This window comes from Gulosibacter sediminis (assembly GCF_030011715.1).
Lineage (GTDB): Bacteria > Actinomycetota > Actinomycetes > Actinomycetales > Microbacteriaceae > Gulosibacter > Gulosibacter sediminis.
In genome coordinates this window covers 42,405-64,719 of record NZ_JASCYH010000009.1, presented here as the reverse complement: position 1 = coordinate 64,719, position 22,315 = coordinate 42,405, and the positions used below count along the sequence as shown (strand labels likewise).

Here is a 22,315-nt window from a genome sequence, read left to right as displayed (position 1 = left end):
TCGGTGGCTCGTGGTGAAGTGGAACCAGTCCCCCAGCACTCCCCCTGAATTCCGTCGCCGACTCGTCCTTGCCCACACCCTCGTGGTCAGGAAAATCCCAGCAAAAAGACTCGCACCCTGGTTCACGTTTTGGGCCGCTCGTGCGTCTCCAAGGCAACAACGAAGAGCTCCACCAGACCCGGCACGCTGACGAACAGTTTTGAGGAGGTGACACCCATTTCATCCACCCGGCACCGACCCGATGGCACCACCCCCGACCCCGAATACGACGACCTCACCGAACGCACCAGGCGTTTCACCACCGGTTATCTCGACTACAACCAGCAGCGCCGCCACGCCGACGTCGGCGAGATCCGCATGCTGGCGGTCGCCTACGACATCGCCGCCGAACACACCCGCCGCGACACCACCGCGGGCGCGCACCTCATCTCCGACGAACACCACCTCCACTCCCACCTCCGATCCATCGTCGGCACCGCCGGCATCCGCACCAATGACAGCGACCTCACCCTCGCCAACCGCGCCCGGGACGCCCACCGCCTCACCACCACCTTCCCTGCCTGGATGACCGCGCTCGACGACGCCACCGTCACCCTCCGCCACGCCACCGCGCTGCTGCGCTACGCGAACAAGGTCAACGACGACCGGCGCGATGACTACGGCACGAAGGTCCTCGACTACGCGGCGACGCACACGCCAGGGCAGACTGACACCTACGCCAAGAAACTCGCGGCACGCCTCAACGCCGCCGACTTCGAAACCGCATTCGAACGCGCCTACGAAGACCGCGCCGTCACCATCCAAGACCTCGACGACGGCATGTCGATCCTCTCCGCGACCATCCCCACCGTCGCCGCACGCGCGGGCTATGACCTGCTCAGCAAACAAGCTACCCAGCTGCGCGACGACCACCACCATGACGCCAAAGCGCACCGCGCCCGCGTCCGCGAGGCGCAAGCAGCCGGGGAGGAACTCTCCCCGGAGGATGCCGCGTTCATTGACGATCCGCGCACCGTCGCACAACTCCGCGCCGATGTGTTCATCGAGACGCTCCTCACCTCGACGCCGCAAAGCATCCTCGAATCCGTCGCGAAGGGGAAACCCAGCGTGCAGGCGACGGTGAGCATCATCGTCCCGATCACCACGCTGCTCGACCCAGATGCCCCGCGCGATATCGCGACCATCGACGGGATGGAACCCATCAGCGCGTTCGAAGCCCGCCAAATCGCGGGCACCGTGACCTGCTTCGACCGCATCCTCACCGACCCGATTACCGGGCACGTCCTCACCGTCGATACCCGCACCGCGACCCCGCAAATGCGGAAGTTCTTGCAAGCCCGCGACCACACCTGCCGGTTCCCCGGCTGCCGCCGCCCCGCGCACCGCAGCGACCTCGACCACACAGTGCCCTGGGCCGCTGGCGGCGCGACCAGCGTCGACAACCAAGCCCATTTGTGTCGGCGACATCACACCCAGAAACATCAACACCCGTGGAGAGTGCGGCACCACGGCGGCGGCGTCCTCGAATGGACTTCCCCGACCAGCGACGTGTTCATCACCCGACCCGAACCACCGGGGCCGATCTTCAAGCCCACCGACGGACTCGCCTACGACCCCGCCGTCGATCCCGCACCCTTCTGATCGGGGAGAACTCTGCCTACTGCCGTTAGTGGGGACCGCTTACTGGGCAGACGATCGCTGCAGCACGCCAACGCCGAATCCGCCCGCGGACGCAGATGCAGTCCGAGGGCGGATTCGCTGTGCTGGCGTCTTACACGAGCAGCGTCAGCGGGTTCTCGACTCGGCGCTTGAAGGCGGCGAGCCAGGTGGCGGCGAGGGCACCATCCATAACGCGGTGGTCGGCCGAGAGGGTGACGGTCATGACGGTGGCCGACTCGATTCCGGAGTCGGTCACCACGGGGCGCGGCGAGGCGGTGCCCACGGCGAGGATGCCCGAGTGCGGCGGGTTGATGATCGCCGCGAACTCCTCGACCCCATACATGCCGAGGTTCGACACCGAGAAGCTGCCACCCTCGAGCTCATGCTGGCGCAGCTTGCCGTCGCGCGCACGCCCCGCGAGCTCGCGGATCGTCGCACTCAACGCGCTGATGCTCAGCTGCTCGACGCCGCGCACGACGGGCGTGAGCAGGCCTGCATTGATCGAGACCGCCACGGCGATGTCGACCGAGTCGAAGCGCTCGGTCGCGTCGTCGGTCCAGATCGCGTTCGCCTCCGGCACCTCGACGAGCGCCCCCGCGACGGCCTTCATGATGAAGTCGTTCACCGAGATCTTCGTCCCCGAGTTCGCGGCGTTCACCTGCTTGCGCAACTCGAGCAGCCCATCCACTCGCAGATCGGCCTTCAGGTAATAGTGCGGCACCGTCGACTTGCTCTCGGTGAGCCGCCGCGCAATCGCGCGCCGCATGCCGGTGTGTGGGATGCGCGTGACACCCTCACGCTCGGGCTCGGGCTCGGGCTCGGGCTCGGGCTCGGGCTCGGGCTCGGGCTCGGGCTCGGGCGCAGGTGCTGGTGCCGGCGCAGTTGCCGCAGAACTAGTCGCAACAGGAGCTTCGGCCGCTGGCGCCTGAGCCGAAGCTAGCGCCCCTTCCACGTCGCGCCGAACAATTCGGCCGCCAGGGCCAGTGCCGGTAAGCGCTGCGATGTCGAGACCGCGTTCGCGTGCGAGACGACGCGCGATCGGGCTCGCGAACCGACGGATGTGGTCGCCCGGTTCGGCGTCTACCGCAGCCGTCCCTCCTCGCGATGCGTCGCCCGTCGAGCAGCTTGTTCCCGTCGCACACGAAGCCGCAGGTGCCGCAGGTGCCGCAGGTGCCGCAGGTGCCGCAGGTGCCCCGAGCGTTGCAGACTCGGCAGGTGCTGTGGCAACTGGTGGAACTGCGGTGTCAATCGCCGAGCCGTCAGCAGAAGCCCCGGCGTGTACGTGCATAGCCGCAGGGTTACCTGCGCCGGCGCCAGGACCGGCGGTCCCGGAACTCGCCACGTCGGCCGGCACTCCAGCCGCACCAGCGCTGCCAGCCGCCGCGAGCGCATCCGCTGCGGACTCGCCGTCGCCGGCCAACACCGCGATGGGCGTGCCGACGGCCACGGTATCGCCGATCTCGGCGAGGAAGCCCGCGACGGTGCCACCCTCCTCGACGGCGTACTCGATGGTCGCCTTGTCGGTCTCGATGTCGGCGATCGCGTCACCGGGCGCGATGGTGTCGCCGACCGCGACCATCCAGCCGGCAATTGCGGCGGATTCGGTGCCGGCGGAAATCTCGGGCATGCGGATGAGCACAGGCATTAGTTCGTCCCTCCGAATCCCGCGCGCACGCGTTCGAGGCCAGCGACGACCTCTTCGGTTCGCGCGATCGCGGCACGCTCGAGCACCTTCGAGATGCTCGGGCTCGCCTCCTGGCCGGTTACGCGCTGCACGGGCTGGTCGAGGTAGTCAAAGAACCGGCGCTGAATCTCGTCGGCGAGCCAGCCTCCGTACGAGGTGCCCTCGCTGCCCTGCTCAACAATCAGCACGGCGTTGGTCTTGCGCACGCTCTCGCCGATGGTGTCCCAGTCGATCGAGGCGCGGTCGAGCCAGCGCAGGTCGATGAGCTCGCCGTCGATGCCGGTCTGCTCAATCGCCTCGAGCGAGTGATCGACCATCGAGAGGTAACTAATGACGGTCACGTCCTCGCCCGCTCGGCGCACGGCGGCGCGGCCCGGCGGCAACACATAGTCGAGGTCACCCTCGGGCACCCGGTCGGCCTTCGCATACAGGTCAACGTGTTCGATGACGAGCACCGGATCCTCGAGCGCGAGCGCGGCGTTCATGAGGCCGACGTAATCGGCGGCGTTCGACGGCGCCACGATGCGCCACCCGGGCGAGGTCGCAAAGATACCCGCCGGGTCCATGAGGTGCTGCGAGCCATAGCCCGAGCCCATCGCGACCTTGGTGCGCAGCACGAGCGGCATCGACGAGTCGCCGCCGAACATGTGCCGCGCCTTGCCGATCTGGTTAAACACCTGGTCGGCAGCGACCCACATGAAGTCGGGGTACATGAACTCGACGACGGGGCGCAGCCGTCCATCGAGCGCGGCGCCGCCGCCAAGGCCAGCGAACGCGTTCTCGGAGATCGGGGTGCCGAGCACGCGCTCGGGCCAGCGCTTCGCGAGCCCCTTCGTCGCGCCGTTCGTTCCGCCGCTGAGCCGGTGCACGTCTTCGCCGAGCACGACGATGCGCTCGTCCTGCTCCATCCGACGCTCCATGGTCTGCGCGACGGCGTCGACGAACTTCACGTCGCGCCACTCGCCAGCATGCGCTGCGGGTTCGGCGACGGTCAGCCCGTCGAGCTCGCTCGCGTCGCCGCGCACGCCGACGTTCACAAAGTCGGTCTCGGGCCAGAGCTCGGGGCGGATGCGGTTGCGGCCAGCCTTGTCGGGGTCGGCTTCGATCAACTCGGCCGCCACGTCGTTCATCGCCGCCTGCGCATCCGCGCGCACCTGCGCAACCTCGGCGTCGGTGATGAGGCCAAGGGCGATCATCTCGCTCGCGACCTTTGCCAGCGGGTCACGCTCGCGCCACGCGCGCTCCTCGTCCTTGCTGCGATAGCCGAAGGCGCTGCCCGGGTATGGACCGTTCTGGTGGAAGAAGCGGTAGACCTCGGCCTCGACCACAACCGGGCCGTTGCCGGCGCGCATGTGCTCGATCGCCTCCTCCATCGCGAGGTGCACGGCCAGCGGGTCCATGCCGTCGACGCGCCAGCCGGGCACCGAGAAGCCCTGGCCGCGGATCGACAGCCGGGTGTCCTTCGTGATCTCCGACACGTGCGTCGAGACCCCGTAGAGGTTGTTTTCGATGAAGAACCCAACCGGCAGCTCCCATGCGGCGGCGAGGTTCATCGACTCGAGGATCGAGCCGATCTGGCTCGCGCCGTCGCCAAAGTAGTTCACGGTGACGTCGCTCGTGCCCGCACGCTTCTGCGCGAACGCGTTGCCCGCGGCGAACGGGGCGCCGCCGCCGACGATCGCGTTCGTGCCGAGCGCGCCCGCCTCGAACCACTGCAGGTGCATCGAGCCACCACGGCCGCGACAGTACCCCTGCGCCAGCCCGAGAATCTCGGCGAACGTGCGCTGCAGCACGGTGCGCACCTCCCCAGACACGAGCGCCCGCGGGTCGATCTCGCCGCCCGACACGTGGGTGAGGGCCTTGGCAAGAAACTGGTGGTGCCCGCGGTGCGAGCCGCTCACCCCATCCGCCGAGCGCATGCCGACGATCGAGCCGACCGCGCCGCCCTCCTGGCCGATGCTCGAGTGCGCGGGGCCGTGCACGAGCCCCTCACCGGCGAGCTCGAGCACCTTCTCTTCAAAGGCGCGGATGAGGTGCAGTTGGCTCAGCATGGTGCCGAGCAGTTTCGGGTCGGCCCGCTTCCAGTCAGCCGTGGTGGTGCTCAGTTGTACCCACGGGACATTGGTTTCCAATTGGCGACGACGCGGCATCAGTATCTCCATTGATCGGCGGTTTGCCGGGTTGCGTGTAACACCACCACCCTAGATTGAATCCAATCCGCGCGCAATATCCAGATAATTCCGCGATTTTCCGCCCTATTGCCGCCAATCTCGCTAGAGTTGGATCCAGAAAGGACTACCAATGGCGCTTCCTGGCATGCACGGCACCGACCACATCGGCATCACCGTGCCCGATCTCGACGAGGCCGAGGATTTCTTCGTCCGCGTCCTCGGCGGCACGCTCATTTACACGCTCGGCGGCAAGCGCGCCGACGACGACTGGATGCTGCGGCAGATCGGCGTGCACCCGCGCACGGTGATCGAGGAGATCCGCTTCATTCGCCTCGGCAACGGCAGCAACATCGAACTGTTCAAGTACGACGCCGCCGATGGCCAGCGCCCGCAGCCGAGCAACAGCGACATCGGCGGCCACCACCTCGCGATCTACGTCGACGAGCTCGACGCCGCGGTGGCCTACTTGCGCGCAGAGGGCATCGAGGTGATGGGCGAGCCCGTCGCGAGCGCCGAGGCCGCCGCCGGGCAGCGCTGGGTCTATTTCCGCAGCCCATGGGGCATGCAGTTTGAACTCGTCAGCTTCCCCGGCGGCAAGGCCTACGAGCGCGACGCCGCGGCCAGGCTCTGGCACCCGGCCGGCTAGAGCAGCCGCCGCACCGCGAACGGCCCCAGATCAAACCGCCACCCCTCGACACCGGGCTCGCGGCCATCCACCAGGTCGGTGACGATCTGCCCCGTCAGCGGCCCGAGCGACAGCCCGTGCATGTTGTGGCCCGCCGCGACGATCACCTCGTCGCGGCCCGGTAGCCGACCGAGCAGCGGCAGGCCGTCGGAGGTCATCGGGCGCGGGCCCATCCACTCGTCGGTGCGCGCCTCCCAGTCGGCGCCCGCGATCACCTGCGACGCGAAGCCGGCGAGCACGTCGAAGCGGTCGGCATTCGTGCGCTCGGGCATGCCGTCGAACTCCATCATGCCGACGATCCGCAGGCGGCCGTGCATCGGAATCGCGACGCAGTGCAGGTCCATCGAGTGCACGAGCGTCGCCGGCATCTGCTCGACCGGCACCGTGAAGCTATAACCCTTGCCCGCGGTGACGGATGCGGCGCAGAAGATTCCCGAGCGGCGGAGCAGGCCAGTGGTCCAGGCACCCGAGGCGAGCACGACACGATCGCCGCGCACCTCAACCTCGCGCGCATCCTCATCTCGGCAGACGACGGATGCACCCGAGCCGAGCCGTACGGCCTCGAGGCCCGTGCGCACCTCGGCACCGAGCGCCTCGACCCGCGCGATCAGACTGGCCACGAACGTCACCGGGTCAAGCGAAAACTCGCCCGGCAGCATGAAGCCGTACTCGGTCTCTGGGGTGAGCGCGGGCTCGGCGGCCCGCAGCGCGGCGCCCGAGAGCGGCTCGCCCGGTGCCTCGGCCCAGCCCCGCGCGGCGCGGTCGGCGTAGAGCGCATGCGCCGCAAGCAGCGTCGGCTCGTCGCGCGCGGTCATGAGGTAGCCGGAGCCGCCACCCGAGGTGTCGACCCCATCGGCAGCCATCGCCTCGAGGCTCGGCAGCATGTGCGGCAGGAACTGCGCGAGCGCGGCGTCGCCCTTCGCTCGCTGCTGCGGCAGCGACGAGGCGAGGAATCCGAGGCCGAAGCCCGCAAGCTGCGGCAGCTTGAGCGGCGAAATAGAGAGGTACGAGCTCGTCGAGAACAATCCCGAGACGATGTCGCGCGCCGTGTTGCTCGAGGCGAGCGGCGCGACCATCTGGGGCGTCAGCTCGCCCGCATTGCCGGTCGCCGCGCCAGCGCCGAGGTGGCTGCGCTCAACGATCGTGACGCGATGCCCGGCCCGCAACAGCCAGTAGCTCGTGCAGAGCCCAATGAGCCCACCTCCGACAACCACCACGTGCTTCGTCATCGCTCCACCCCCGCGAACTCGAGTACCTGCTGCGCGAACGCGAGCGCGAGCTTGCGCGACGCCTCGGTGTTCTCATCGTTCACGGCCATCGCGGCCGCCGCGAGCGCGGCCTTATCGAAGCCCTTGCGGCCGAGCGCCGACTCGTCCCACTTCGCGACGCGCTCGGCGCCGACCTCGGGGTGAAACTGCAGGCCCCACATGCGCGGCCCGACCCGAAACGCCTGGTTCGCAACGTCGGCGGATGCGGCAAGATGCACCGCGGTCGGCGGTAACTGGGTGATCTGGTCGACGTGGTTCTCAATCATGTGCGCGCCCTCGCCGAGCACGCCGAGCACCGGGTCCTCGCGGCCCTCGGGCGTCGTCTCGATGAGCACGGCGCCGCTCTCGGGCGTGCCGTACTCGGCGCGCACCTCGCCGCCCGCCACCTTCGCGATGACCTGGCCCCCGAGGCAGATGCCGAGCGTCGGCACCCCGCGCTCGAGAGCGGATGCGGTGAGCGCGCGCTCAGTCGGCAGCCACGGCGCCTCGTCGTCGGCATCGGGCATAAGGCCGCCGCCGAGCAGCACCAGGCCGTCGTACCCGTCGAGCTCGTCCGGCAGTCCCTCCTCGCCGATGCGCTCATCAACCTCGAGCCCCGCCTCGGCGAGCCATTCGCCGAGGCGGCGCGGCCCCGACTGCGACGAGTTCGTCACCACCAGCACCTTCGGGGTCATCGTCCAACCTCCGAGATAAAGGCCCGGTAGTCGTCGTCGGATGCCTCGAGCACCCGCAGCACGTTCTCGGTGCCGAGGCCCCGCAGCTCCTGCTCGCTCCAGCCCCGAGTCTCAAGCTCCTCGAACAGCGCCGGGTAGCCGCCCACATCCTCAAGCCCGACGGGCATATCGGCCGAGCCGTCGAAGTCGCCGCCGAGGCCGACGGCGTGCACGCCCGCCACCTCGCGAAAATGGTCGACGTGGTCGGCGGCGTGCTTCACCGTCACCGGCTCCTCGGTAGTAAGGAACGAGGGCACAAACGTCACCATCGCAACCCCGTCGCGCGCGCCAATCTCGGCGAGCACGTCGTCGGGCACGTTCCGCGGGTGGTCGTTGATGCCAATCGCGCCCGAGTGGCTCACCATCGGCGGACGCTGCGTCACCTCGAGCGCAGCCCGCATCGTCGACGGCGCGACGTGCGAGAGGTCGACGAGCATGCCGATGCGGTTCATCTCGCGCACCACCTCGCGGCCAAAGTCGGTGAGGCCGCCGTGGCGCGCCTCGTCGGTCGCCGAGTCGGCCCAATCAATGGTGCGCGACCACGTCAGCGTCATGTACCGCGCGCCGAGCCGCGCATAGTTGCGCAGCACCGCGAGCGAGCCGTGAATCTGCGCGCCGCCCTCGACGCCGAGCAGCGAGGCAATCTTGCCCTCGGCAATAGCGGCGCGCGCCTCGGCAGCGGTCGGCGTGAACGCGAGACGGTCGGGGTAGTCGTGAATGAGCCGGCGCACGAAATCGATCTGCTCAAGCGTCGCGACAACCTGCTCGGCCCCGGAGACCTTGTCGGGGTTCACCCACACCGACCAGAACTGGCCCGCGACGCCGCCCGCCTGCAGCCGCGGATAGTCAGTCTGCGTCGTCGCAATCGGTCCCCCGAACGGCTCGGTCGAGTACGCGAACTGCTTGCGGCACTCCCACGCGAAGTCGTTGTGACCGTCAATGACCTGGTATTTCGGGCTCATACTTCCTCTGCTTCCGGAACCCGCGCGGCGGCGGAGTCCCACACTCGGTTGGCCAGTTCGGTGATGCGATCGGCCCGCACCTCGTAGCCGAGGCCGGGCACGTTCGGCACCGCGACGGTGCCGCCGTGCGCGGCGACCGTTGGTTGGATGATGTCTTCTTCGTAGTACTTGTCGCTGCCCGAAACATCAGAGGGCAGAGAGAAGTTCGGCAGCGACGACACGGCGACGTTCGCGGCGCGACCGATGCCGAACTCGTGCATCCCGCCGCACCACACCGGCACGCCGAGCTCGCTCGCGCGGTCATGCGCGCGGCGCGCCTGCGTGAGCCCGCCCATCCGCGACACCTTGACGTTGAGGATGCGCCCGGCGTCGAGCCGGACCATCGTCTCAAGGTCGTCGAGCTGCACGACCGACTCGTCGAGGCAGATCGGCGTGGCGATGCGCCGCTGTAGCTGCTGATGCGCGAGAAAATCGCGCACGCCGAAGGGCTGCTCGATCATCGTGAGCGCGCTCGCATCGAGCCGTTCGAACAACTCGGCAACCTCATCGCTCCAGTCGTACGCGCCGTTCGCGTCGACGTGGAGGTCGAGGTGCGGATGCGCGGCCCGCACCGCCGTGACCGGCTCCAAATCCCAGCCGGGCGCGATCTTCAGCTTGACGCGCGAGTACCCGGCGTCGAGCTGCCGCTGCACCTGCTCGAGCAGGGCGTCGATCGACGGTTCGATGCCGAGCGAGACGCCGGCCTGCACGACCTCGCGGGTGCCGCCGAGCACCGAGGCGAGTGAGCGGCCCTGGTACTGCGCGAATAGATCCCACGCGGCGCCAACGAAGCCAGCCTTCGCAAACTCGTGGCCACGCACCTTCGCCCACGCCGCCTCGAGCTCCTCGGGGTGCGCCCACTCGCGGTCGAGCACGGCGGGCGCGAGAAACTCGGGGGCGACGAGCCAGGCAGTGCCGGTCGTCTCAGCGCCAAAGAAGGGGTCCTGCGGCGTCGCGATCTCGCCCCAGCCAACCGCACCGTCGGCGCTCGTGGCTTCGACGAGCGCGTGCGTGATCGCGCTCTTCCGGTGCGAACTCGTCTCAAAGCTGCGGCGCAGCGGCAGCGACACCTCAAAGAGGCGGATGCGGTCAATTCTCACTGAGCGCCTCCTCATCGGGCTCGTAGAGCCCGAGCTCCTGGGCCAGCCGGTCGCGCTCGGTGAGCCGACGGCGGGCCCCCTTCGCGCTCGCCGAGATGAGCGTGCTGAGCAGGTGCGCCACGGCGACGACCGGCGTGGGGCTGTCGGCGTACGAGGCAGAGCCGGTATCGACGATGATCACGACGTTCGCGAGGTCGACGAGCGGCGCCGACTCACTGTCGGTGATGCAGATGAGCTGGCCCCCGGCCTCGTGGAAGAGTCGCCCGAGCCGGATCACTTCGGCGCTGTAGCGGCGCATCGCGAAGACGATGAGCACGTCGGTCTCGCGCACATCGGTGAGCGCCACGATCGGGGTGAGCGCGCGGCCCTCGATGAGGTGGATGTTCGAAAGTGTCGCCGAGAGGTCGGTCGCGAGCAGCAGCGCGTAGGCAGCGCTTTTGCCCTCGCCTGCAATGAAGCGCCGCCGCGCGCCGAGCACGACGGCAGCGGCCTGCTGCGCCGCCCCGCTCTCGTCGAGGCGCGCGTAGGTGTCCGCGAGGGCGCGGGTGTCGCTCGTGACGACGCGCTCCTGCATCGTCGCGGCGCTCAGGTTCTTGCGCACGCGATTGCCGAAGCGGTCGCGTGGCGAGACGAGGCTGCGGTTGAGGTCTTCTTCGCTCATGCCCGGCCTCCTGGTTCTCGCGGCACCGCGAGGTACACCGAGGTGTCTTCGGAGACCACGAGGCAATCCACGAGCACATTGCCGGCCCGCAGCAGTCCGTCGAGGGATGCGCACACCCGGCTGGCGACTCGCTCGCGTTCGGTCGAGCCCAGCGGCGGCGTATGGCGCGGCACGCCGATCCAGGCGCGCTCGTCGTCGCGGACGATCGCACCCCAGTCCACGGTCGTCAGCACCGGGGCCGCGCTGGCCTCACGCGCCGTCGAACCCGTGAGGTCCCACTCGACCATGACGCGGTCGGTGTCGGCCCGGTCGTAGTAGTCGGGGTGAAAGCCGAGCCCGACCGCACCGAGGGTGTTGAGGTTGAAGTGGCCGTTGCGCGCGACGAGCGGGTCGAAGGCCCAGCGCATCCGCTCGTGCCCCCACTCGAGCGCGACATCACGCTGCAGCAGCTTGAGCCGGCGCCCGATGCCGCGGCCCTGGTATTCGGGCGCCACGACGGCCGCCTGCGAGTAGTGAAAGTCGACGCGATCGCGGTCGCGCCCCGCGAAGCCATAGGCAAAGCCAACGATGCGGTCATCGTCGTAGACGCCGACGGCCGAGCCACCGTTGCGAATCATCGCCTGCACAAGAAGGGGATTCAGGTTGACCCGCTTTGGCTCGTACCGAAACACCCGGGTGTAGAGCTCGGCGGCCTCGTGCAACTCGTCGGCACCAGCCAGGCGCCGCCCCACGAGTGACGACTGATGCGCCATCATACGTCTCCTATAGTTCCCCGTCGTGCAGAGTTGATCGTGAGCATATAGCGCCATTGCGTCGCTCACAAGGGAAGGATACGTTTCCTAACATGCGTGATTCCGAACCCTTAGCACTGCTGCATCGCCTCGTGCACATCGAATCACCGTCGAACGACACCGCCGCGAGCGCGCGGCTGGCCGAACTGCTCGCCGTCGAGTTCGAGTCCTGCGGCGCCACCGTCGCGACGGAGGTAACCCCGGCGGGTACGAACCTGCGCGCCGAGCTCGCAGGCGAGGGCGCCCCGGTACTCCTGGTCGGCCACCTCGACACCGTATGGCCCGTCGGCACGCTCGCGGGCGAGGTGCCGTGGCGAGTCGACGGCGACGTCGTGCACGGCCCCGGCGTCTTCGACATGAAGTCGGGCATTGTCGTCATGGTGCACGCGCTGCGCGCCCTGCACGGACTGCCGCATCGGGCCGTGCGCATCGCCCTCGTGTGCGATGAGGAGGTCGGGTCGCCGAACTCGCGCGACTTCGTGCTCCGCTGCGCCGAGGGCGCGTCCGCGGCCATCGGCTTCGAGTCACCGCACCCCGACGGCGCTCTGAAGATTGGGCGCCGCGGCAGCTGCCGGTTGCGCCTCGAGGTCACCGGCCGCGCATCCCATGCCGCCCTCGACCCCGAGGCCGGCGTCTCGGCCATCGACGAGCTCATCGACCAGCTGTTGCGCGTGCGCGCCATCACGAGCGACCCGGGCCTCTCGAGCCCCGTGCTCTGCAATGTGGGCACGGTGCACGGCGGCGGGCGCGCAAACGTGATCCCCGATGCGGCACACGCGGAGCTCGGGCTCCGCTTCGCCGATGCCGAGTCGGAGGCGCGGGTGCTCGACCACCTCGCCGCGCTCGCGCCCATCCGCCCCGGCGCGACCCTGCGCGTCACTCGCCTCAGCCAGCGCCCAACCTGGCAGCCGAGCCCCGGCGACGAGGCGCTCGCCCGTGAACTCGGCCTTGCGGGGCGCCCCGCCGCCGGCGGCGGCGACACGAACTTCCTCGGCGCGGCAGGCATCCCGACAGTCGACGGGCTCGGACCGCGCGGCGCCGGCGCTCACGCCACCACCGAGCACGCGAGCCTCGCATCCCTCAACGAGCGAATCGTTCAATTGCAGCAATTCCTGCAAATTCGGTGATTCCCACCCGCGGTTCCGCGACAGCACGTGCCAAGATGCGTTACGCATCCTGCATCAATGAGCGCGCATGAATATGGGAAATCGCGAGCATCTCGCGGATTCCAATCGCATTTGGGTTCAGGATACGTAACGGATCTATTGACCGCTGGAAATCTCCCGGTAATAATCAAGTGCAACCGCGGGTCAAAGATGAACTCGCGGCTGAAAGGATCCACGTTGCGAACCAAAATTCGACCTCTGGCGTTTCGCACCGCGGCCGCGTTAACCGCTGCTGCAGTCGGACTCTCGCTGTCGCCCGCGGGGCCCGTTGTGGCATCGCCGTCCGAGTCAGCGGTCAGCGCCACCACCATGCGCCTGGCTACCTCGGGTTTCATCGACTCATTCAATCCATTCACCTCGATCTACCTCACGCCGACCAACGCGCTGCGGTACATGTACGAGAACCTCGTGCAGTACAGCGCCGAAGACGGCTCACCGACCGGTGGCCTCGCCGAATCGTGGGAGACCGAGGAGGACGGCGCTCGCTGGGTCTACAAGATCCGCGAAGGCATGACCTGGTCCGACGGGGAGCCGATCACGGCCGAGGACGTCAAGTGGACCTACGACCAGATGATGAACGACGACCTCATGGGCACCGCCAACGGCAGCCTCGTGAGCAACTTCGAATCGGTTGAGGCCCCCGACGACACGACCCTGATCATCAACCTCAACGAGCCGCAAGCGCCCGTGCCCGGCCAGGAGATCCCGGTCGTGCCGGAGCACGTCTGGAGCGAGATCGACAACCCGTCGGAGTACGCGAACGACAGCGACGTAGTCGGCTCGGGCCCGTACATCCTCGAGAGCTACTCCGCGAACGAGGGCTTCGTGCTCAAGGCGAACCCTGACTTCTGGCGCGGCGCCCCGAGCATCGATAAGCTCCAGTACGTCTACTACACCGACAGCGATGCGTCGATCCAGGCGCTGCGCGCCGGTGACATCGACTTCATCTCGGGCCTCACGCCGCAGCAGTTCAGCGCGCTTGAGGGCGAGGAAGGCATCACGACAAGCTCCGGCGAGGGCCGCCGCTACACGTCCATCGCCATCAACCCGGGGCAGGTCACCCGCGACGGCGAGGCCTACGGCAACTCGAGCCCCGCGCTCGCCGACGTCGAGGTGCGCCAGGCGATCCGCAAGGGCATCGACAGCCAGGCATTGCTCGACAACGTCATGGACGGCCAGGGCGTGCACGCCACGAGCTTCGTGCCCGCGAGCTACGAGACCTGGATGCTGCCCGAGGACGACCCCTCGATCATGGAGTTCGACCCCGAGGCCGCGCGCACGCAGCTTGACGAGGCCGGCTGGACCGAGGGCGCCGACGGCATTCGTGAAAAGGACGGGGAAAAGCTCACGCTGACCCTGCAGATCGACGGTTCCGACCCGACCGAGCAGGCGCTCTCGGAGTACATTCAGCCGTGGATGGCCGACATCGGCATCGACCTCAAGGTTGAGGCCACCGACAGCGACACCCTCTCGGCGAACACCACCGCGGGGAACTACGACATGTACTTCTCTGGATGGTCGCTCGGCCCCGACCCCGACTACCAGCTCAGCATCAACACCTGCGCCAACCTGCCCACCGACACCGAGGGCAACGGCGGCACGACGCAGGACGGCTACTGCGATGAGGAGTTCGACTCGCTCTACGAGCAGCAGCGCACCGAGCTCGACCATGATGCTCGCGTCGAGCTCGTGCACGAGATGCTCGCGATGAACTACACCGCTTCGGTGCAGGTCGCGCTCTACTACCCGAACCAGCTCGAGGCCTACCGCTCGGACCGCTTCGAGAACTTCACGAAGATGCCGACCGACAACGGCATCATCGCGAACCAGTCCGGCTACTGGGGCTTCATGGACGTGACTCCGGTGGGCGAGAGCGGTTCGGGCGGCGGTTCGCAGACCGGCCTGTGGATCGTCATCGGCGGTGTCGTGGTGGTTGCCGCGATCGTCGTCGTGGTGATGATCTCGCGCCGCAAGAAGTCCGCGGACATCGAGTAACAACGCCGAAGCGAGCCGACATGTCGAATGCAGTACCACCGTCAACATCCGCTATTCAAACCACCGCGCAGGCGGAGGAACCGCAACGCGATTCCTCGTTCTGGCGCTACCTCGGCGCCAAGCTTGGCGGTGCGGCGATCAGCCTCGTGATGGTGGTACTGCTCGGCTTCTTTGCCTTTAAGCTGCTCCCGGGCGACCCTGTCGCCAAGATCGCCCGGGAGCGGCCCATGTCAGCCGAGCAGATCGAGACGCTGCGCGAGCAGTACGGCCTGAACAAGCCGCTGTTCCAGCAGTTCTTCGACTTCATTGGCAATGTCTTCACCCTCAACTTCGGCGAGAGCTACGTCTACCGCCGGCCGGTGTCGGAGCTCATCGGCCAGTACTTCTGGCCGACGATCCTCCTCACCGGCACCGCCGCGATCCTCGCGATCGTGCTCGGTCTGTGGCTCGGGCAGCGCGCGGCCTGGCGCCACGGCGGCACGTTCGACAAGATCGCCTCGGGCATCTCGCTCGTGTTCTGGTCAGTGCCGACCTTCTGGCTCGGCCTGCTGATGCTCATGGTCTTCGGCGGTACCCTGCGCTGGTTCCCGACCGGCGGCATGCGCTCGCCCGGGGCCCCCACTGATCCGCTCGGGCTCACGCTCGACGTCATCTCGCACATGGTGCTGCCGGTGCTCACGATGGTCGCGGTGGTGTTCGCCCAATACCTCATGGTCATGCGCTCCTCGCTCATCGAGGAGATGAACGCCGACTACCTCACGACCGCTCGCGCAAAGGGACTGCGCGAGGACCTCGTGCGCGAGCGCCACGCCGTGCCGAACGCGCTGCTACCCACCGTGACGCTCGTGTTCATGCACATCGGCGGCCTCATCGCTGGCGCCGTGACGGTCGAAACGGTCTTCTCGTGGCCCGGTCTCGGCAAGCTCACTTTCGAGGCCATCCAGGGCCCCGACCTCCCGCTGCTGCAGGGCACCTTCGTCGTGTTCTCGGCCATCATCATCGTCATGAATCTGCTGGCCGACCTCATCTACCGCCAGCTCGACCCCCGAGTGAGGCGCGCATGACCACCACGGCAACCCGCTCCCCCGGCCAGATGGCCCGGGCCCGACAGTGGAAATCGTTCTCGCAGTTCTGCCGCGACTTCTCGGCCTACAAGGCCGGCATGTTTGGCTTCGTGTTCCTCGTCATCGTCGGCGCCATCGCCCTCATCGCGCCGATCATTGCGCCCGACTGGATGCTCGACGTCACGAAGATCGGCACCCCCGACCGCTTCGCGCCACCTTCGGGCGAGCACCTGCTCGGCACCGACAACCAGGGCCGCGAGCTCTGGGTGCGCATGGTCTGGGGCGCACGCTCCTCGCTCGCCGTCGGCATCGCCGCAACCGCGATGTCGATGATCATCGGCACGATCGTCGGCATGGCCGCGGGCCACTTCCGCGGCTGGTTCGGCGGCCTGATGATGCGCATCATCGACTTCTTCCTCGTGCTGCCCTCGCTGATCCTCGCGATCGTGCTCTCGTCGGTGCTTGAGCGCGGCACGCTCACGATCATCATCGCGATCGGCCTCACCTCGTGGGCCGGCACCGCCCGCGTCGTGCGCGCCCAGACCCTCGCAGTCGAGTCGCGCGACTACATCGAACGCTCGCGCGCCCTCGGCGCCGGCCACTGGCACCTCATGCTGAAGCACCTGCTACCGGGCGTGCTGCCGCTCGTGCTCGCGAACACCACCCTCACGATCGGCTCGGCGATCATCGCCGAATCGACCCTTGCGTTCCTCGGCCTCGGCGACCCGCTCACGCAGTCGTGGGGCACGATCCTCAAGAACGCGACCGACGCATCCAGCGCCTCGAACGGCTACTGGTGGTACATCCTCATCCCCGGCCTCGCGATCGTGCTCGTCGTGCTCGCGTTCACGCTGATCGGCCGCGCCGTAGAGAACATCCTCAACCCGACGCTAAGGAAGCGCTGATGCCCGACCTGCTGTTTGAAGACGTCTCGATCGTCTACCGCACCTCGGGCCGCAACGACCGCGGCGAGGTGCACGCCGTGAAGAATGTGACGCTCGAGCTGCCCTCGGGCTCGACCCTCGGCATCGCGGGCGAGTCGGGCTCGGGCAAGTCGACGCTCGTCATGAGCGTGCTGCGGCTGCTGCCGAAGACCTCGAAGCTCACGGGCCGGGTGCTCGTTGGCGACACCGATCTCGCCGGCCTCAACTTTGGCCAGCTGCGAGCACTGCGCTGGGCAGAGGCATCGATCATCTTCCAGGGCGCGATGCACTCGCTCAACCCTGTGCGCACCGTCGGCCAGCAAATCATCGAGGCACTCGAGCTGCACCTCTCCGACTCGTGGAAGACCGAGTCGGCGCGCAAGCAGCGTGTCGCCCAATTGCTCGCCGACGTCGACCTGCCGGCCGAGCGCGCGCAGTCCTACCCACACGAGCTCTCGGGCGGGCAGCGGCAGCGCGTCATGATCGCGATGGCGCTCGCCTGCGAGCCCGACATCATCATCGCCGACGAGCCGACGACGGCCCTCGACGTGATCGTGCAGGAACAGATCCTCACGATGATCTCGAACCTCGTCGCTGAGCGCGGCATCTCGCTGCTCATGATCAGCCACGATCTCTCGGTGCTCGCGACCGCCTGCGAGCGCATCGCGGTGATGCGCGGTGGCGAGCTCATTGAGGTCGGCCCGTCGCAGCAGATCTGCCTCGAGCCGCGTGAGCCGTATACCCGCAAGCTCGCGAGCGCCTTCCCCACCATCGGCGACCCCAACTCGCGCCTGCGGCCGGTGACCCGGCATGCCGATGCCGACGAGCCGGCGGATGCGGGGGTCGCCGACGATGCGCCGCTGCTGCTCGACGCGAAGAACGTCGGCGTCACCTACCGTTCCGGAGGTCGGCTCGTGCGTGCCGTGCGCGATGTCGACCTGCAGGTGCGACGCGGTGAGATCCTCGCGCTTGTCGGCCAATCGGGCTCGGGCAAGTCGTCGCTTGCCCGCACGCTCATCGGGCTGCAGCCCGCCGACGCCGGGTCGAGCATCCAGTTCAACGGGGCACCCCTACCCACGCGTGGCCGGGCGCTGCGCGAGTTCCACAACCAGGTGCAGCTCGTGCTGCAAGACCCCTCTGCCGCGCTCAACCCGAAGATGAGCGTCTACGAGTCGGTCGCCGAGGGCCTGCGCATCCAGCGCTTCGCCGGCGACGAGATGGAGCGCGTGCGCCAGAGCCTCATTGACGCCGAGCTTTCGCCGCCCGAGCAGTTCTTCAACGCGATTCCTCAGGAGCTCTCGGGCGGGCAGCGCCAGCGCGTCGTCATCGCGGGCGCCCTCGCGCTCGGACCCGAGATGCTCATCGCTGACGAGCCGGTCGCGTCGCTCGACGCCTCCGTGCGCGGCGAGATCCTCGGCCTGCTGCTCTCGTTGCGGCGGCGCCTCGGGCTCGCGGCGCTCGTGATCACCCACGACCTCGGGCTCGCCTGGAACATCGCCGACACGGTCGCCGTGATGTACCACGGCGAGATCGTCGAACACGGGCCGACCGAGCAGGTGCTGCTCAACCCGCAGCACGAGTACACGCAGACGCTGCTCGACGCCGCCCCGAGCATCCGCCCCATCGCCGACGAGGTGTAGCCGGTGACGTTCACGATGCCGCCGCTGCGGCCCGAGGTGCGCTGGAGCATCCGCATCGTCGAACTCGACAGCGCCGAGGTGCTGCTCGAGCACGAGCCGGATGCGCAGCTCAAGACCGCGAGCGTCGGCAAGATTTTCCTGCTCGTCGAGGTCGCGCGGCGGCTGTTCAACGGCACGCTGCGGGCGGATGCGCGCACCGAGATTCCCGAGGCGCATCGCGTCGCCGACTCGGGCATCCTCTACCGCTTCGTCGACCAGCACGTCACCGTCGCCGACGCGGCCCTGCTCGTCGCCGCGTTCAGCGACAACCTCGCGACGAACGCGCTCATTCACCTCTGCGGGCTCGAGCGCGTGCGCGCCGTCGCCGGCGAGCTCGGGCTGCGCGACACGGGGCTGCTCGACTACATCCGCGACGAGCGCGGCCCCGAGCATCCGTGGACCCCATCGTTCGGAACCGCCCGCGAACTCGCCGACGTCATGCGTCGGCTCGACCGCGGCGAGATCGTCTCGCGCGACGTGTCGCGGCAGGTACTCGACTGGCTCGGCTCGGACGCCGATACCTCGATGCTCGCCGACGCGCTGCTGCTCGATTCACTCGCGCACGTCGGCCCCGAATACCAAGGCATGGTGCTGCGGCATAAGACCGGCAGCATCGAGACCGCCCGCATCGACGTCGGCGTGCTGCGCGGGCCGCGCGCGGGCGTGGCCTACGCGGTCGGCGCGAACTGGGCTGTCGGCGACAAGCGGGCCTCGACCATTGACACCATGCGCGAGCTCGGCGAGCAGATTCGCCGCCACGTAACCGGCCTCGCGCGCGACGAGGAGGGCGACGCATGACCATCGAGTTCCCGAACGACTACGGCTGCCGCTGGTCGGTGCTCGTACGCGACATCGACACGGGTGAGGAGCTGCTCAGCCACAGGCCCGACCGCGTACTCAGCACCGCGAGCATCGGCAAGGTGTTTCTGCTGCACCGGCTGCTGCGCGAGGTCGACGAGGGCACGCGCTCGCTCGACGAGGTGGTCGCTCGCCGACCGAGCGAGCTGATTGGCGGCTCGGGCATCTGGCAGCTACTGCAGCAGCCGACGTTCTCGCTCTACGACCTCGGTGCGTTCATCGGCGCGGTAAGCGACAACTCCGCGACGAACACGCTCGCGCGGGTCGTGGGGCTGGACGCGGTGACCGAGCACACCCGAGCGCTCGGCTACGAGCACTCGCGGCTCAACGACATCATTCGCTGGCCGATTCCGCCGGGCATGCCGCCACGGCTGTCGGAGGGCAACGCGAGCGAGCTGGTCGACTTCGTCGAGCGGGTGCAGCGGGGCGACGACCTCTCGCCCGCGTCGGCGGATGTGCTGCGCGGCTGGTTCGGCGCAGGCATGGACCTCTCAATGGTCGGCTCGGTGTTCGACCTCGACGGCCCCGACCACAACACCTTCGACAACGGCGTGTGGTTCTGGAACAAGACCGGCACCGTCTCGACCGTGCGCGCCGACATCGGCGTCGTCATGACACCAACCCGCCGCATCGCCTTCGCGGCGCTCGCGCAGTGGGATCGCGGCGAGGATGCACGCGGGCCCGTGCTCGAGACGATGGCCGAGATCGGCCTGCTCATCGGCGACGCCCTCGGCTGGGTCGACCCGCGACCCAAGCGCCGCGAACTCCACGCGCGCACGCCACTCGCCCCGCCCACCGCTGCGCCCTCGCTCGAGCGCATCCAGGCTGCCGCGGGCGACGCTCGGCTGCGGGATGCGCGCTACCTCGTGCTCGACGCCGCCTCGGGCGAGGAACTTCTCGCGCGCAAGCCCGACGAGCCCACGCCGACCGCGAGTGTGATGAAGACCCTCACGGGTGCCGCGGCGCTGCGCGTGCTCGGGCCCGAGCACCGCATCCCCACTCGCGTGCTCGCGGGCGCCGAGCCCGGCGAGATCGTGCTCGTCGGCGGCGGCGACGTCACCCTGAGTCGGGTACCGAGCGGCGAGCCCACGTTCTACCCTCACCCCGCCCACCTCGACGAACTCGCGGCACAGGTGCGCGAGCGCGTCGGCGAGGTGACACGAGTCGTGCTCGACGACCGCCTGTTCGCGGGCGCCGAGTGGCACCCCTCGTGGGATACCGAGGGGCGCGCGCCCGAGGGCTACATCCCCTTCATCTCGGCACTGCAGGTTGACGGTGACCGCGACGACCCGGTGCTCGACGACAGCCCGCGCACCGACAATCCAGTCGCGCGGCTCGGCAAACATTTTTCGGCGCTGCTCGGCGGGCCCGAAGTGCGCCGCGCCGGGACCGACGAACGCTTCGCCGGCGAGGAACTCGCGCGGGTCGAGTCGGCGCCGGTCGAGCAGCTCGTGCGCGAGATTCTGCGCTCGAGCGACAACGCGCTCTCGGAGGCGCTCGGCAAGCTCGTCGCCATCGCGCGCGGTGGCGACGCCTCGTTCGCCTCGGTGCACCGCGAGCTCACCGCCGTGGCAGCCGAGCTCGGGCTCGACGTCACTTCGGCAAACATCGTCGACGGCTCGGGCCTCAGCGACGAAAACCGCGTGACTCCGCGCACAATCGCCGAGTTGATGCGACGCGGCCACCGCGGCGACGGGCCCGCCGGGCTCATGTTCGAGCGGCTCATGCGCACGGGCAGCACCATGTCGGCGAACCGCTTCGTTGGCGCGGACCGGGTGGTCGGCGACGCCGTGGCGGCGAAGACCGGCTACATCAACTCAGTGCACTCGCTCGCTGGCGTGGTGCGCACCGTCGGCGGGCGCGAGCTCGTGTTCGCGGTGTTCGGCTGCGACCTCGAAGTGCCGGTCGAACCGTCCACGCGGCAGGCGGTCGACGATCTCGTCACGCGGCTGCACCTCGACGGGGATGCGCTCGGCTAGTTGCCGGGGCGGCGCACCGTGCGCAGGTTGGCCACTACGATACCGAGGAACGCGAGGGGCACGCCGATCAGCACGAGGATGCTGACATGGCCGGCCGCGAGGTCAAACAGCAGGGCGCCGATGAGCTGGCCCGCGACGACCGAGAGCGTGAGCAGGAAGACGCCGAGGTGCCGCACGACTGCGGCGACGACGATGAGGTAGAGCACGCCAAGCGCGCCGCCGACGTAGAGGTACCACTCGTCGGCGCCCGGCAGCGGAGCGAGTCGCACCCAGCCCACCGACTGGGCGATGACGGCGGCGATCGCGAGCACGACGGTGCCGACGAAGAAGTTCACGAGGCCGGGCGCGACGGCCTCGCGCGAGTGCGCATTGACGAGGCCGGTGACGGCCATCTGCAGCGAGATGCAGGCACCGGCGAAGACGCCGAGCACGAGCAGCGGAATCTTCGCGGCCGTGAGCTCGGTGCCGAGGCCGATCGCGACGACCGCGATGGCGGTCAGGATCGCGCCGAGCACGCGGAACAGCGAGATGCCGCGTTTCGGGGCACCAAGAAACCCGGTGGCATCGACGAGCAGCGAGCCGAGTAGCTGCCCAAGCACCATCGAGGTCATGAACATCGCGACGCCAAGCGTCGGCACCGAGACACCCTGCGCGAGCACGAACACCGCGCCGAGCACGCCACCGCCCAGGCCGTACCACGGCAGCTTGCGGGTACGCACGGCCTTGACCACCGCGAAGAGACCCCGGCGTGCGCTCGGCACGCACAGGGTGATGAGGATGAGTACGACGAGGCCGACGAGGAACGAAATCGTCGCGGCGTGCACGCCCGAAGCGACCGAGGCGCCGAGCGAGCCGTTGACGCGAGCCTGGGTCGCACTGCAGATTCCAACAACCACAGCGGTCAACATGAACACGATT

18 protein-coding genes are annotated in these 22,315 nt (G+C 68.5%); 9 read left to right on the top strand and 9 right to left on the bottom strand.

Features of this window, described 5'->3' with window-relative positions; translation table 11 throughout:
• Positions 1 to 207: 207 nt before the first annotated feature.
• Entirely contained in the window at positions 208 to 1,641 is a 1,434-nt protein-coding gene (locus QM019_RS04980; RefSeq protein ID WP_282852107.1) for an HNH endonuclease signature motif containing protein, read from the top strand.
• A 130-nt stretch (positions 1,642 to 1,771) separates the two neighbouring features.
• On the opposite strand, the gene QM019_RS04975 is transcribed toward QM019_RS04980, so the two are convergent.
• On the bottom strand, positions 1,772 to 3,304 hold the full coding sequence (locus tag QM019_RS04975; RefSeq protein ID WP_282852106.1) for a dihydrolipoamide acetyltransferase family protein: 1,533 nt from the start codon (positions 3,302 to 3,304) through the stop codon (positions 1,772 to 1,774).
• A complete protein-coding gene (locus QM019_RS04970) occupies positions 3,304 to 5,493 on the bottom strand; it encodes an alpha-ketoacid dehydrogenase subunit alpha/beta (RefSeq protein WP_282852105.1) in 2,190 nt (729 codons plus the stop codon). Before QM019_RS04970 ends, QM019_RS04975 begins: the two co-directional genes overlap by 1 nt.
• Positions 5,494 to 5,644: 151 nt before the next feature.
• Between QM019_RS04970 and QM019_RS04965 the strand changes: the two genes are divergently transcribed.
• Positions 5,645 to 6,160, top strand: coding sequence for a VOC family protein (locus tag QM019_RS04965; protein WP_282852104.1), 516 nt, complete (start codon positions 5,645 to 5,647; stop codon positions 6,158 to 6,160).
• On the opposite strand, the gene QM019_RS04960 is transcribed toward QM019_RS04965, so the two are convergent.
• From QM019_RS04960 to QM019_RS04935, 6 genes are read right to left on the bottom strand one after another with little or no spacing between them, the layout of a single operon-like run.
• Positions 6,157 to 7,428 (bottom strand): NAD(P)/FAD-dependent oxidoreductase, encoded by a 1,272-nt coding sequence (locus QM019_RS04960; protein WP_282852103.1) that lies wholly within the window; start codon positions 7,426 to 7,428, stop codon positions 6,157 to 6,159. The genes QM019_RS04965 and QM019_RS04960 overlap by 4 nt on opposite strands.
• On the bottom strand, positions 7,425 to 8,141 hold the full coding sequence (locus QM019_RS04955) for a type 1 glutamine amidotransferase (RefSeq protein WP_282852102.1): 717 nt from the start codon (positions 8,139 to 8,141) through the stop codon (positions 7,425 to 7,427). Before QM019_RS04955 ends, QM019_RS04960 begins: the two co-directional genes overlap by 4 nt.
• A complete protein-coding gene (locus QM019_RS04950; RefSeq protein ID WP_282852101.1) occupies positions 8,138 to 9,142 on the bottom strand; it encodes a dipeptidase in 1,005 nt (334 codons plus the stop codon). Before QM019_RS04950 ends, QM019_RS04955 begins: the two co-directional genes overlap by 4 nt.
• Positions 9,139 to 10,281 (bottom strand): o-succinylbenzoate synthase, encoded by a 1,143-nt coding sequence (gene menC / locus QM019_RS04945; protein WP_282852100.1) that lies wholly within the window; start codon positions 10,279 to 10,281, stop codon positions 9,139 to 9,141. The genes QM019_RS04950 and menC overlap by 4 nt, the downstream gene beginning before the upstream one ends.
• Entirely contained in the window at positions 10,271 to 10,942 is a 672-nt protein-coding gene (locus tag QM019_RS04940; RefSeq protein WP_282852099.1) for a MurR/RpiR family transcriptional regulator, read from the bottom strand. Before QM019_RS04940 ends, menC begins: the two co-directional genes overlap by 11 nt.
• On the bottom strand, positions 10,939 to 11,697 hold the full coding sequence (locus tag QM019_RS04935; RefSeq protein ID WP_282852098.1) for a GNAT family N-acetyltransferase: 759 nt from the start codon (positions 11,695 to 11,697) through the stop codon (positions 10,939 to 10,941). Before QM019_RS04935 ends, QM019_RS04940 begins: the two co-directional genes overlap by 4 nt.
• 89 nt (positions 11,698 to 11,786) lie before the next feature.
• Here QM019_RS04935 and QM019_RS04930 point away from each other — a divergent pair, with 89 nt between their 5' ends.
• From QM019_RS04930 to QM019_RS04900, 7 genes are all read left to right on the top strand, one after another.
• Positions 11,787 to 12,860, top strand: a complete 1,074-nt coding sequence (locus QM019_RS04930; RefSeq protein WP_282852097.1) for a M20/M25/M40 family metallo-hydrolase — start codon at positions 11,787 to 11,789, stop codon at positions 12,858 to 12,860.
• A 348-nt stretch (positions 12,861 to 13,208) separates the two neighbouring features.
• Entirely contained in the window at positions 13,209 to 14,894 is a 1,686-nt protein-coding gene (locus QM019_RS04925; protein ID WP_282852096.1) for an ABC transporter substrate-binding protein, read from the top strand.
• A gap of 20 nt (positions 14,895 to 14,914) precedes the next feature.
• The gene (locus QM019_RS04920; RefSeq protein WP_282852094.1) at positions 14,915 to 15,958 is read left to right on the top strand and encodes an ABC transporter permease; all 1,044 of its coding nucleotides are present in this window, start codon (positions 14,915 to 14,917) and stop codon (positions 15,956 to 15,958) included.
• Complete coding sequence (locus QM019_RS04915; protein ID WP_206427730.1) at positions 15,955 to 16,863, top strand: ABC transporter permease; 909 nt, start codon at positions 15,955 to 15,957, stop codon at positions 16,861 to 16,863. Before QM019_RS04920 ends, QM019_RS04915 begins: the two co-directional genes overlap by 4 nt.
• Positions 16,863 to 18,521: an ATP-binding cassette domain-containing protein gene (locus QM019_RS04910; protein ID WP_282852093.1), complete on the top strand. Its 1,659-nt coding sequence runs from the start codon at positions 16,863 to 16,865 to the stop codon at positions 18,519 to 18,521. The genes QM019_RS04915 and QM019_RS04910 overlap by 1 nt, the downstream gene beginning before the upstream one ends.
• Before the next feature lie 3 nt (positions 18,522 to 18,524).
• Complete coding sequence (locus tag QM019_RS04905) at positions 18,525 to 19,358, top strand: serine hydrolase (protein ID WP_282852092.1); 834 nt, start codon at positions 18,525 to 18,527, stop codon at positions 19,356 to 19,358.
• Complete coding sequence (locus QM019_RS04900) at positions 19,355 to 21,397, top strand: D-alanyl-D-alanine carboxypeptidase (protein WP_282852091.1); 2,043 nt, start codon at positions 19,355 to 19,357, stop codon at positions 21,395 to 21,397. Before QM019_RS04905 ends, QM019_RS04900 begins: the two co-directional genes overlap by 4 nt.
• Here the strand turns inward: QM019_RS04900 and QM019_RS04895 are convergent.
• Entirely contained in the window at positions 21,394 to 22,305 is a 912-nt protein-coding gene (locus QM019_RS04895; protein ID WP_282852090.1) for a DMT family transporter, read from the bottom strand. The two genes, QM019_RS04900 and QM019_RS04895, sit on opposite strands and share 4 nt — an antisense overlap.
• Between the last annotated feature and the right edge of the window lie 10 nt (positions 22,306 to 22,315).